The sequence below is a fragment of the Parapusillimonas granuli genome (assembly GCF_013416525.1).
In the GTDB taxonomy this organism is placed as follows: Bacteria; Pseudomonadota; Gammaproteobacteria; order Burkholderiales; family Burkholderiaceae_B; genus Parapusillimonas; species Parapusillimonas granuli.
Genome location: NZ_JACCEM010000006.1, coordinates 58,343 through 69,650, shown reverse-complemented (window position 1 = coordinate 69,650; position 11,308 = coordinate 58,343). Strand labels below are relative to the sequence as shown.

Sequence of the window (11,308 nt, the reverse complement as noted above, 5' to 3'; positions counted from 1 at the left end):
TGTATCCTGTGGCGTGCCCGCGCGCGGCGGTGGGGCGGGCACTGATGAATGGCCTGCAAAAAGATATCATAACCAATGAGGGCGACCTTTGATGTCTCTTAAATCCATCGCCTGCCGGGACTATAATCCGCATGCCGGCGAGCGCCTCTTTCCGGGCGCCCGTCCCGCGTGTTTCAAGAACGAACAACGATTTTCAAAGGGTTGAGCAATGATCAAAACAAACAGCTTGGGTAGGGGCATGGCGGCGGCCATCGTCCTGGTCGGCGTGGGCGCGCTCAGCGCCTGCCAGACGCCGTCCGCCTCGCATGGGCAGTCGCGCAATTCAGAGTTCAACTGCATCGCGGGCACCGTCGGCGGCGCCGTCGTGGGCGGCCTGCTGGGCAGCACCATAGGCGGCGGGCGGGGCCGCACGGCCGCCACCGCGGTCGGCATCGGCGCGGGCGGCTACCTCGGCAACGCCATGGGCTGCAAATAATGGAGCGCTCGGTCATGAACAAACTTCTCACGCTCTCTTTCGCACTGGCATTGGCCGCCCCCGTCGCGGCCCTGGCGCAAGGCTCGCCCCAGGGGCTGACGCAGGCGCAGTTCGATCAGCTCGACACCGACAAGGACGGCAAGATCAGCGAAGCCGAATACCGGCGATTCATGGAAGGCGCCTTCGACAAGCTCGACACGGACCGCAACGGCACCCTGAACAGCGCCGAAGCGGGCACCGTGCTTACGTCCGAACAATTCACCGTGGTCGACCGCGACCGCAACGGGCAGTTGAACCGTCAGGAATTCCTGGACCAGGTCATGAGCGACTTCCACCGCCAGGACCAGAATCAGGACGGCCATCTGCAGCCTTGATCCGGCCGCCCGGCGCGTGCGCGGCACGCCGGGCATGTCTCTTGCTGGCTCCGGCCGTCCAAGCCACAGGAGACCAGCATGTCACAAGCCAGGATAGAACCCGGCGAAACCGATATTTCGCTAGCCGGCCGGGAAGCTCCCCGCAAGCAGGCCGACGGCGCGTTTGGCCGCGATGCGCGCGGCAAGCGGCAGCCCGCCGCGGCGGCGAAGAAAAAGCACGGCCAGCCCAAGGCCGGCCCGCTGGACCGGGGCATAGACCTGGGCGGATGAAGCCGCGCGCCGCCCGCGCTCAGGCCACGCCCAGCCAGCCGGGAAGCTGCGAGAACAGGAACAGCAGCAAGCCCACCAGGCCGCCCACGAGCGTGCCGTTGATGCGGATGTATTGCAGGTCCTTGCCGATATTCAGCTCTATTTGCCGGGACATCTCCTTGGCGTCCCAGGCGTTCACGGTGTCGCGGATGTGCCGGGTCAGGAACTCGGAAAATTCCGGCGCCATGGCGCGGGCGATGTTTTCCATGTGCTTGTTCAATGACGCCCGCAAGGCCGCGTCGTCCCGGATCGCCTCGCCTATCCAGACGCCCGCCGCGCTCAGATTGAGCCGCAGGCTGGATTCCTGCCGATCCAGGTCGTTCTGCAGCCAGGCGCGCAAATTGGCCCATATGCCCTCCACATAGCCCGTGAAAACGGCGTCGCTCTTGATGTAGCGCTTGAAGGCGCGGGCTTTGCGGGCGGTTTCGGGGTCTTGTTTGAGTGCGAGAATGAATGAAGCCGTCAAGGCGTCGAATTTCTTGCGCAACTCATGGCCCTGGTCCTGCACGACGGCATTGAGGATGTCGTTGACGATCTTGGCCACCTGCTCCGCGGCGTTCTCGCCCAGCCATTCGGAGGGAGCGACCTTTTCCGCGATGGGATGCCGGCGCTTCAGCCATTGCACCAGCTGCGTGGCGATCATTTCCCGCGTGGCCGGCTGGTCCAGGTAGTCGATGCAGCGCAGAATGAGGCTGTCGAGCAATTGCTGGTGGCGCCCGTTGCGGGTCAGGGAATCCAGCAGCGCCGCGCCGGCGCCGGCCAGATCGAGCTTGTCCACCATGGCGCCGAACGCGTCTTTCAGAAAGACCTGGATCCTGGCGTCGTCCGTGATCCTCAGCCCGCCTTGCAACAGCCGTGCCAGATAGGTGCCCAGGCGATCGGCGTTCTCTTGCCGGACGAGCCAGCCGCTGATCAAGCCGGCCGGATCGTGCCCGCGGATCAGCGCGACGAGGGAGTCCGGATCCAGGAATTTTTCCTTGACGAACAAGGCCAGGTTGCCGGCTATGGCGCCCTGGTTGCGCGGAATGATCGCCGTATGGCGCGACACCAGCGGGATGGGCACCCGCCTGAACAAGGCCACCACGGCGAACCAGTCGGCCAGCGCGCCCACCATGGCGGCTTCGGACACGGCTTTCAGGCCCAGCACCCAGACATTGGGCGGGCTGAACAGGGTGGCCACGAACGTCGCGGCCGCCAGAAGGAACAGGGACAAGGCAAAGGCCTTGGCGTTGCGGAGTTCGCGTTCTTTGGTCAGATCGGCAGGCATGCGAGGCAGAGTCAAAGCGTAAGAGTCATCGGGCCGTCAGGCGGCGCCCGCGGTCATTCCCAGTGACTTCATCACCAGGCGCAAAACATAGGCGACGACCGCCAGGCCGCCGACGCCGGCCGCCCATAGGCCCAGCAGCCACGCCAGCCGCGCCGGCCAACCGTCTCTGCGCCATGCGTTTTTCCAAAGACCGCGCATCAATGATAGCCTTCGCCGGACTTCACCTTGCCCCGGAACACATAGTAGGACCATGCCGTGTACATGAGGATCATCGGTATGATCAGCAAGGCCCCCACCAGCGTGAAGCCCTGGCTTTGCGCCGGGCCCGAAGCGTCCCATATGCTTACGTCCGGCGGAATCACGTTGGGCCAGAGGCTGATGCCCAGGCCGCTGTAGCCGAGGAAGACCAGGACGAGGGTAAGCAGGAAAGGCCCGGCGTGGGGCTCGGTGCGCAAGGCGCGCAGCAGCGCGTAAGCCGTCAGGGCGACCAGCACGGGCACCGGCGCGAACCACAGGAGATTCGGCATGCTGAACCAGCGCTCGGCGATCCGCGGGTGCGCCAGCGGCGTCCACACGCTGAGCGCGATGATCACCGCCAGCAGTCCCAAGGTCAGCGGCCTTGCCAACTGCACCATGCGGCGCTGCAAGCGCCCTTCGGTCTTGAACACCAGCCAGGTGCATCCCAAGAGGGCATAGGCCACGATCAGGCCGAATCCGGTGAATATGGGAAAGGGCCGCAGCCAGTCCAGCGGGCCGCCCGCATAGGCGCCGTTTGCGATGGGCACGCCGTCGATGTAGGCGCCCAAGGTCACCCCCTGGAAGAAGGTGGCGGCGATCGAACCGGCGATGAAGGCCTTGTCCCAGAAATGCCGGGCGGACGCGCCGGCCTTGAAGCGGAATTCGAAAGCCACGCCCCGGAATATCAGCCCCAGCAGCATGAAGACCAGAGGCAGCATGAAGGCGCTCAGTATCACCGCGTAGGCCAGCGGGAAGGCGGCCAGCAGGCCCGCGCCGCCCAGCACCAGCCAGGTCTCGTTGCCGTCCCACACCGGCGCGACCGTGTTCATCATGACGTCGCGGTCGTCCTTGCCCGGAACGAAGAGATACAGCACGCCTATCCCCAGGTCGAAGCCGTCCATCACCACGTACATCATGACGCCAAAGAGAATGATGATCGCCCATAGCAGGGCCAGGTCGATACCCATGACGTCACCCATGCTCCGAAGGCGCGGCCGCTGCGGGGCCGGCGGCGGACAGCGGACGGCTGGGCGTGCGCTGCTCGCCCGGCCCGCCTTCCGGCTCCGCCATCGGCGCCGGCCCCCTGCCTATGAGTTGCAGCATATAGACCGTGCCCGCGCCGAAGAGGACGAAGTACACGACCACGAACAGCGCCAGAGTCAGTGCGAGCTCGCCGGCGCCGTGCGGGCTCACCCCGTCGGCGGTGCGCATCACGCCATACACGATCCACGGCTGGCGCCCCACTTCGGTGGTCATCCACCCGGCGATCATGGCAACCAGGCCGGACGGCCCCATGTACAGCGCGCAACGCCACAGCGCGCGGGATTCGAACAGGCGGCCGCGCCATCGCGCCCATGCCCCCCAGGCGGCGAGCGCGATCATCAGCAGGCCCAGGCCGACCATGAGCCGGAAAGTCCAGAACACCACCGTGGCGTTGGGCCGGTCTTGCGGCGCGAATTCCTTCAGTCCCGGAAACTGCCCGTCCCAGCTATGCGTGAGCAACAGGCTGCCTCCATGCGGAATCTCCACCGCGAAGTGGTTCTTCTCTTGCCGCATGTCCGGCCAGCCGACCAGGGTGAAAGGGACCGCCCTGCCCGGCTCGTTTTCCCAATGGCCTTCGATGGCCGCCAGCTTCGCCGGCTGGTGCCGCAGCGTGTTGAGTCCGTGCAGATCGCCTATGGCCAGCTGCAGGGGCGCCGCGAACAGCAGCATCCACATCGCCATGGACATCATCTTGCGCACCGCCGGATCATCCCGGCCCCGCAGCAGATGCCAGCCAGCGGCCGCCGCGACCATGAGCGCCGTCGCCAGAAACGCCGCCATGCTCATGTGCGCCAGCCGATACGGAAAAGAGGGATTGAGAATGACGGCGATCCAGTCGACCGGTACGGCGCGGCCGCCGACGATTTCGAAGCCCGCCGGCGTCTGCATCCAGCTATTGGACGCCAGTATCCACGTGGCCGAGATCAGCGTGCCCAGCGCCACCATGAAGGTGGCGAACAGGTGCAGTCCCGGGCCCACCCGCTTCAGGCCGAAAAGCATGACGCCCAGAAAACCGGCCTCCAGAAAAAACGCCGTCAGCACTTCATAGGCGAGCAGCGGCCCCGTGATGCCGCCGGCAAACTGCGAAAAATAGCTCCAATTGGTGCCGAACTGATAAGCCATGACCAGGCCCGACACCACGCCCATGGCGAAGTTGACGGCGAAGATCCTGAGCCAATAGGCGTACAGATCACGAAAGACGGGCTTGCCTGTTTTCAGCCAGCAGGCTTCGAGCACGAAGAGATAGCTCGCCAGGCCAATGGTGATGGCGGGGAAGATGATGTGAAAGGAAATCGTGAACCCGAACTGGATCCGGGCAAGCAGCAATGCGTCCGCATCCATAAGCTCCCCTTACCCCGCCCGCGCCGCCTTCTGACTTATCCCCACAAACTGTGAATAAGCCGAGGGATAACCCGTGGTTACTTCAAGAAACTGCAATGAATACGCGGACCTGCGGTTTAGTGGTCAAAGAATCGCCCGCCTCTTTTCCACCGTTCGCCTGAGTTCATCCACCGCCGCCTCCGGGCTGTGGGCAAGATCCGCCAGGTTGATGGACACGCGGCGCCGGTTCCGCAAATAGAATACGCATGCATCGCGCCCTTCGTCTATCGCCAGGATTTGGCCATCCAAACGCCGATTCAACGTAACCGCCAGCTTTTCGGTATCCATGGGTGTCTCCTGTCAGCCGAATATGGATCTTCACCATAACAAGCCGGAGGATTTCAAACAGTAAAACTGTATATCTGAATCTGCGCTTTTCACGCCCGTCCGCGTGCGAAATGAAGCGCGGGCGGGACAGGCGCTCCGTCATATGGCTGACGTCCGGCAGCCGGGCATGGCGTCTGGGTTCTTGCGCACATCCTGTAACTCATCCCACACGAACTCGGCAGCAGCCACGACAACGCAATCCTGATCAAATGTCAGTTCTTCCCGACCATGTCGGTGTCCGGCCCGGGCCTTCGTTGGCAACCGCGGCACCCTCGGTCAGTGTTCCGTCCCCGCGTAGATCCACATGGGCTCCGTTTTTCCTGCTCTCATAAATCCCAGCGATTTGTAGAAATCAACGGCTTCACCATCTGCAGCAAGCATTATTTGATGAAAGCCTGAATATCGCCCTAACATGGCCTCCATCATCTTCCGTCCAACCGCTTTCCTCTGGAATTGTGGCAGTACGAGCATGTGGGGAAAGTAGACCACTAGATGGCCATCCGAGATGGCATTTCCCAAGCCGATCAATTCGTTGGAAATGCGTGCCGTGACCAGAGCGTGAGAGCCGCGTAGCGCCGCCATAAGCTGCTGCGGTTTCTCTGCCGATGACCATTCATTTGCACGATACAGCCTAAGCACTTCATCCATCGTGACACTGTCAGAAAGCGAAATTTCAACCTGCATACCAGCCTCCGTTCTGACGGTACTGCAAAACCTGTCAACGAATCACGAAAGTTCGCGTATACCCTGGCGGCTTGGGATCACGGAACAAACACCTGCTCGATGGAATCGGCGTCGACGAAATTCAGAGACCAAGTCTCCAGCTCTGAATCACTGCCTGTGCGGATGCGCTGAACCAGGGTATCGGGCAAGGGACCGAATTTGCGGGTGAGCAGGCGTTCCAGCAGCGCCGCTTGGCCAGATAGCTCGCCTTGTCGCAAGCCCTGAGCAATGCCTTCCTGACGGCCTTCCCAGAAGCCTTCTTGGCGCCCCTCCTGACGGCCTTCTTGAAACCCTTCTTCGCGCCCTTCCTTGCGCCCCTCCAGGATCCCCTCGCGCTTCCACTGCCGGGCCCACATGCCCGGCTTCTCACTGATCAACATGACAAGCTCCTGCAAACTCGTGACCTGGGGCACCGCCTCTTGCGACTGGGCCCGCGACAGCACCAGGTGCTGGATATAGGCGGCAAGGCTGCGGTTCAACTCCTCAAACCCCGCCCCTTGCACCGCGTCCATCAAAGTGTGCAGTATTTCCGGGATTTGCTCAATGGCCGTGCTGTGCTCCAGCCGAAAAAGCAGCCCCGCCAGGTTCGCATCGGGCAGGCCGCCTGCGCGCAGCAGCGCGCCTTCGTCGATCAGCACGTAGCGCAGCTGCAGCTGGTAGCTCGATAAGTCCGGCACCGACGGCTCGATCAGCCCGGCCAGGTCCCGCCGCCAATTGCCGCGGCCGTCGGTCGAGACGACACCCGCTGCCGGCCAAACGCTCTGGCCAAGGCCATCGCCTCCCTTGGATACCGCACGCTGTCAGGTGCTAACCCTGATGGCCCCAAGCCGCCATTTCGTTCACGATGCAACGACCAATGAAGAAGGACAAGAATATCACGCCACCTGGCAGCGGTGCCATCATAGATGCGCATCGCCGCGTGGGCGGTACCTTTCGCAACGCGCCCGCTTGGCCCTCCCGCCACCGCGCCATATAGGAGCACAAAATGATCTGGCGAGCGCTAATCATCGCCACCGCCCTGATACTAGCCGGCCCCGCCCTCGCCGCGAATCAGCCCTGCTCCGGCAAGAAAGGCGGCATATCGCATTGCGCCGGTGACAAGTTCGTTTGCAACGACGGCTCCATCAGCGCAAGCAAAAGAGTATGCTCCGTGCCCGGAGGCCCGGCCTCCGGGCCGAAGGCGGCGCCCAAGGCAAAATCGGGTTCAGCCTGCGATTGCCGCAGCGGGGCGTTTTGCGCCGGGCCGCGTGGCGGAAAATACTGCCATACGGACAGCGGAAAGAAAAGCTACGTGCGAAAGTGATGTTGGCCGCGCAGATGGCGAGCCGGGCCTGGCTTGAGTCTGGATGCAGCGCCACTTGCAATAAAGCAAACTTTCGCGGTAGAATTTCGTTCTTCGCAGGACACGGGGGCTGTTAGCTCAGTTGGTAGAGCAGCGGACTCTTAATCCGTAGGTCGGGCGTTCGAGCCGCCCACAGCCCACCAGTGCTTCCCTAGCGAATCATGCACTTGACGCCACCTTGCACGGTGGCGTTTTTGCTTTTGCGCGCCGGCCGCCCCTAGATGTTCCTGGCCAGCTCAGCCGCCAAGCCCACATAGCTGCGCGGCGTCATCGCCAGCAGCCGCTGCTTCGGCTCCGCCGGCAGATCCAGCCCCGCGATGAACTCCGCCAGGCCTTCGCGATTGATACCCTTGCCCCGAGTCAACGCCTTCAACTGCTCGTAAGGCTGGGGCAGGCCGTAGCGGCGCATCACCGTCTGCACCGGCTCCGCCAGGACCTCCCAGCAACTGTCGATGTCGGCATCGATCGCGGCGGCATTCAGCTCCAGCTTGCCCAGCCCGCGCAGGCAAGCGTCATAGGCCACGGCGCAATAGCCGAAGGCCACGCCCAGATTGCGCAGCACCGTCGAATCCGTGAGATCGCGCTGCCAGCGCGAAACCGGCAGTTTTTCCGAAAGATGGCGCAGCACCGCATTGGCAAGCCCCAAATTGCCTTCCGAATTCTCGAAATCGATGGGATTGACCTTGTGCGGCATGGTGGACGAACCGACCTCGCCCTCCTTCAGGCGCTGCTTGAAATAGCCCAAAGAAATGTAGCCCCAGATATCGCGATTGAGGTCCAGAATGATGGTGTTCGCCCGCGCCACCGCGTCGAACAGCGCCGCCATCCAGTCATGCGGCTCGATCTGTATGGAATACGGATTCTGCTCCAGCCCCAGGCTGCCCAGCACGCCCTTGCTGAATGCCGGCCAGTCGATTTCCGGATAAGCGGCCAGGTGCGCGTTGTAGTTGCCGGTGGCGCCGTTCATTTTCGCCAGCGGCTGCACCGCCTGGATCGCCGCGATGGCGCGATCCAGGCGCGCGGCGACGTTGGCGAATTCCTTGCCCAGCGTGGTGGGGCTGGCCGGCTGGCCGTGGGTGCGCGACAGCATGGGCTGGTCGGCGAACTGGCGCGCCAGGCCCTTCAGCGTGTCGCACAATTCCGTCAGCCGCGGCACGATGAAATCGGAGCGGGCGCGGCCCAGCATCAGCGCATGCGAGGTATTGTTGATGTCTTCGGACGTGCAGGCGAAGTGGATGAACTCGGCGGCGGCCGCCAGCTGTTCATTGCCGGCCACGCGCTCCTTCAGCCAGTATTCGACGGCCTTGACATCGTGGTTGGTGGTTTTTTCGATTTCCTTGATGCGCGCCGCGTCGTCCTCGGAAAACTCCGCCACCAGCGACTTCAGCAAGGCCTTGGACTCTTCCGAGAACGCAGGCAATTCAGGCAGGCCGGCCTCGGCCAGCCCGAGCAGCCAGGCAACCTCGACTTCGACGCGGTGCGCCATGAATGCGGCTTCCGACAAGGATTGGCGAAGGACCCGCCCCTTGGCGGCGTAGCGGCCGTCCAACGGGGAAAGGGCGTTCAGTGGGCTAAGCTGGGGGGCGATCTGCATCTTCGGTCAAGGCTAATGTTGGTCAATTGGGCATTCTAGCATTCGGCGGCTGTCCGGCAGCTTTCCCATACCCCAATTCGGGTGAAAAGTCACACGATTAAAAATTCATAAGCATATAAACGACAGATTGCCCCGACGGTCCGGCCCCGGCGGGCTGCGGCAAGGCTTTCACGGCTAATATGGGCAACGTTCCTGCTATACTTTTTTTGCCTGTAACTTCTGACCCTTGCCATGAAACTTATTGGTTCGCTCACCAGTCCATACGTACGCAAAGTGCGCGTCGTCATGGCTGAAAAGAAACTCGATTACGAATTCATACTCGAGGACGTGTGGGCCGAAGATACTAAAATCCAAATCCATAATCCGCTCGGGAAAGTGCCCTGTCTGCTCATGGACGACAACGGCAGCCTGTTCGATTCCCGGGTCATCGTCGAATATCTCGACACCCTCTCCCCCGTCGGCCGCCTGATACCGCAAACCGGCCGCGACCGCGCGGCGACCAAATGCTGGGAAGCCATCGCCGACGGCGTGCTCGACGCCGCCACGAGCATTTACATCGAGAACAACCGCCGCGCGCCTGAATCGCGCAGCCAGCAGTGGGTGGATCGCCAGCACAAGAAGATCGCGGGCGCGCTTGAATCCATGGACAACAGCCTGGGCGACCAGGCTTTCTGCATGGGCATCAACTTCGGCCTGGCCGACGTCGCCGTCGGCTGCGCCCTGGGCTATCTCGACCTTCGCTTTCCGGAACTGAACTGGCGCTCCCAGTACGGCAACCTGCAAAGGCTGGACGAAAAGCTCCAGACGCGCCCGTCCTTCGTGGCCACCGCGCCGCCCAAACCCTGATACGCCGATGCCCGGCTTCCCGGGCGCAACGCAGACCCGCCGGCGTGGCGGGTTTTTTACGGCTGCTCGTACAGCAGTTCGGCGATTTCGGCGCCCAGGGCCAAGTCGGCGACCTGGCCGAAATGATGCTGCCGCAGGCGGCCTTGCGCGTCGATCAATATCAGCGTCGGCGTGCCCTGCATGCCGTAGGCCAGCATGGTGCGCGGCAGCCCGTCGCGGCTCCCGGGCATGTCGACGCCGACGGGAAAAGCGATGCGGTATTCATGCAGGAATGCCCGCAGGGACACCGGCGTCATGGCGTCGTGGTGCTCGAAGACCGTATGCAGGCCGATGACCGCGACCTTAGACGGCGGGAAGGTGTGGCGCACCCTGGCGGCCTGCGGCAAGCCGTGCATGACGCAGCCCGGGCACAGCATCTGGAAGGCCTCCAGGACGATCACCTTGCCGCGCAGCGACTCCAGCGTGGGCGCCTGATCGGTGTTGAACCATTGCTCGACCTCCCATGGGGGCGCCGGCGGGTGATAGGTCTGATTCATGTCCTTGGCCTCCAAGGCCGGCGGGACGCTAGCCCACCGTGTACCCGAGATACGCTTCGTAAAGCATGTAGCCGGCCAGCGCGAACAACAGGCAGGCGAACACGCGCTTGAGCGTGGCGACCGGCAGGCTGTGCGCGCAGCGCGCGCCGAACGGAGCCGTGAGCACGCTCATGGCGGACAGCACCAGCAAGGCCGGCCAATATATGTAGCCCAGCATGCCCTCCTGCCCGCGCACCTCCTGGAAGCCGGAATAGATATAGCCCACGCTATTGGCCACGGCAATGAAGAATCCCAGAGCGGCGGAGGTGGCCACGGCGTTATGCACCTTGACGTTGCTGCGCGTCATGAAGGGCACCGACAGGAAGCCGCCCCCCGCGCCCAGCAGGCCGGACGCGAAGCCGATGCCCACTCCGACTCCGGCGGTGGCCGCCTTGCCGGGCATGGTGCGGGACAGGGCCGGCGGCTTGCCCGACAGCATCTTGAATCCCGAATACATCACGAACAGCCCGAAGATCAGCGACAGCCCCGCACCGCTGAGATAGGAGAAGACGGCGCCGCCGGACAGCAGGCCGCCCACGATCATGCCGGGCGCCATGACGGCGACGATGTCCCACAAGATGGCACGCTTGGCATGGTGCGCCCGCATGCTGGACACCGAGGTGAAGACGATGGTGGCCATGGACGTTGCGATGGCGGCGTGCACCACGAGGTCCTTGGGCACGCCGTACAGCGGGAACAGCATGGTCAGGAACGGAACCAGCATCATGCCGCCACCGATGCCCAGCAAGCCGGCCGCAAAACCGACCACGGCGCCAAGGCCGACCAAAGAGATGATGAAAACTGGATCCATGTTG

Annotated in this window: 15 protein-coding genes and 1 tRNA gene; 6 read left to right on the top strand and 10 right to left on the bottom strand. The window is 63.3% G+C overall.

Annotated elements, in window-relative coordinates:
* Positions 1-208 precede the first annotated feature (208 nt).
* From H0A72_RS12310 to H0A72_RS12300, 3 genes are all read left to right on the top strand, one after another.
* Entirely contained in the window at positions 209-475 is a 267-nt protein-coding gene (locus tag H0A72_RS12310; RefSeq protein ID WP_246437061.1) for a glycine zipper 2TM domain-containing protein, read from the top strand.
* A gap of 14 nt (positions 476-489) precedes the next feature.
* On the top strand, positions 490-849 hold the full coding sequence (locus tag H0A72_RS12305) for an EF-hand domain-containing protein (RefSeq protein ID WP_180155707.1): 360 nt from the start codon (positions 490-492) through the stop codon (positions 847-849).
* A gap of 78 nt (positions 850-927) precedes the next feature.
* A complete protein-coding gene (locus H0A72_RS12300) occupies positions 928-1,119 on the top strand; it encodes a hypothetical protein (protein ID WP_180155705.1) in 192 nt (63 codons plus the stop codon).
* Positions 1,120-1,138: 19 nt separating this feature from the next.
* Here H0A72_RS12300 and H0A72_RS12295 read toward each other — a convergent pair whose 3' ends face one another.
* The 7 genes from H0A72_RS12295 to H0A72_RS12265 all read right to left on the bottom strand — a co-directional run bounded on the left by H0A72_RS12295 (position 1,139) and on the right by H0A72_RS12265 (position 6,774).
* Complete coding sequence (locus tag H0A72_RS12295) at positions 1,139-2,425, bottom strand: DUF445 domain-containing protein (RefSeq protein WP_218953299.1); 1,287 nt, start codon at positions 2,423-2,425, stop codon at positions 1,139-1,141.
* A gap of 36 nt (positions 2,426-2,461) precedes the next feature.
* Positions 2,462-2,623 (bottom strand): DUF2474 family protein, encoded by a 162-nt coding sequence (locus H0A72_RS12290; protein ID WP_180155703.1) that lies wholly within the window; start codon positions 2,621-2,623, stop codon positions 2,462-2,464.
* On the bottom strand, positions 2,623-3,630 hold the full coding sequence (cydB, locus tag H0A72_RS12285) for a cytochrome d ubiquinol oxidase subunit II (RefSeq protein WP_180155700.1): 1,008 nt from the start codon (positions 3,628-3,630) through the stop codon (positions 2,623-2,625). The genes H0A72_RS12290 and cydB overlap by 1 nt, the downstream gene beginning before the upstream one ends.
* 4 nt (positions 3,631-3,634) lie before the next feature.
* Positions 3,635-5,047: a cytochrome ubiquinol oxidase subunit I gene (locus H0A72_RS12280; protein ID WP_180155697.1), complete on the bottom strand. Its 1,413-nt coding sequence runs from the start codon at positions 5,045-5,047 to the stop codon at positions 3,635-3,637.
* A gap of 123 nt (positions 5,048-5,170) precedes the next feature.
* Entirely contained in the window at positions 5,171-5,374 is a 204-nt protein-coding gene (locus tag H0A72_RS12275; protein ID WP_180155695.1) for a hypothetical protein, read from the bottom strand.
* A 315-nt stretch (positions 5,375-5,689) separates the two neighbouring features.
* Entirely contained in the window at positions 5,690-6,097 is a 408-nt protein-coding gene (locus tag H0A72_RS12270; protein ID WP_180155694.1) for a GNAT family N-acetyltransferase, read from the bottom strand.
* A gap of 77 nt (positions 6,098-6,174) precedes the next feature.
* On the bottom strand, positions 6,175-6,774 hold the full coding sequence (locus H0A72_RS12265; RefSeq protein ID WP_180155692.1) for a DUF4351 domain-containing protein: 600 nt from the start codon (positions 6,772-6,774) through the stop codon (positions 6,175-6,177).
* Between the two features lie 347 nt (positions 6,775-7,121).
* Here H0A72_RS12265 and H0A72_RS12260 point away from each other — a divergent pair, with 347 nt between their 5' ends.
* Both H0A72_RS12260 and H0A72_RS12255 read left to right on the top strand, forming a co-directional pair.
* On the top strand, positions 7,122-7,439 hold the full coding sequence (locus H0A72_RS12260; protein ID WP_180155690.1) for a YdcA family protein: 318 nt from the start codon (positions 7,122-7,124) through the stop codon (positions 7,437-7,439).
* Positions 7,440-7,545: 106 nt separating this feature from the next.
* Positions 7,546-7,621: transfer RNA gene (locus H0A72_RS12255), tRNA-Lys, on the top strand.
* A gap of 74 nt (positions 7,622-7,695) precedes the next feature.
* Here H0A72_RS12255 and purB read toward each other — a convergent pair.
* Positions 7,696-9,072: an adenylosuccinate lyase gene (gene purB, locus H0A72_RS12250; protein WP_180155688.1), complete on the bottom strand. Its 1,377-nt coding sequence runs from the start codon at positions 9,070-9,072 to the stop codon at positions 7,696-7,698.
* Between the two features lie 231 nt (positions 9,073-9,303).
* Between purB and H0A72_RS12245 the strand changes: the two genes are divergently transcribed.
* Positions 9,304-9,918, top strand: coding sequence for a glutathione S-transferase N-terminal domain-containing protein (locus H0A72_RS12245; protein ID WP_180155686.1), 615 nt, complete (start codon positions 9,304-9,306; stop codon positions 9,916-9,918).
* Positions 9,919-9,974: 56 nt separating this feature from the next.
* Here H0A72_RS12245 and H0A72_RS12240 read toward each other — a convergent pair whose 3' ends face one another.
* Together H0A72_RS12240 and H0A72_RS12235 are read right to left on the bottom strand one after the other, a co-directional pair.
* Positions 9,975-10,454, bottom strand: a complete 480-nt coding sequence (locus tag H0A72_RS12240; RefSeq protein WP_180155685.1) for a redoxin domain-containing protein — start codon at positions 10,452-10,454, stop codon at positions 9,975-9,977.
* Between the two features lie 28 nt (positions 10,455-10,482).
* Positions 10,483-11,304 carry a sulfite exporter TauE/SafE family protein gene (locus H0A72_RS12235; RefSeq protein WP_180155683.1) on the bottom strand — a complete coding sequence of 274 codons (822 nt, stop codon included), beginning with the start codon at positions 11,302-11,304 and terminating at the stop codon, positions 10,483-10,485.
* Positions 11,305-11,308 lie beyond the last annotated feature (4 nt).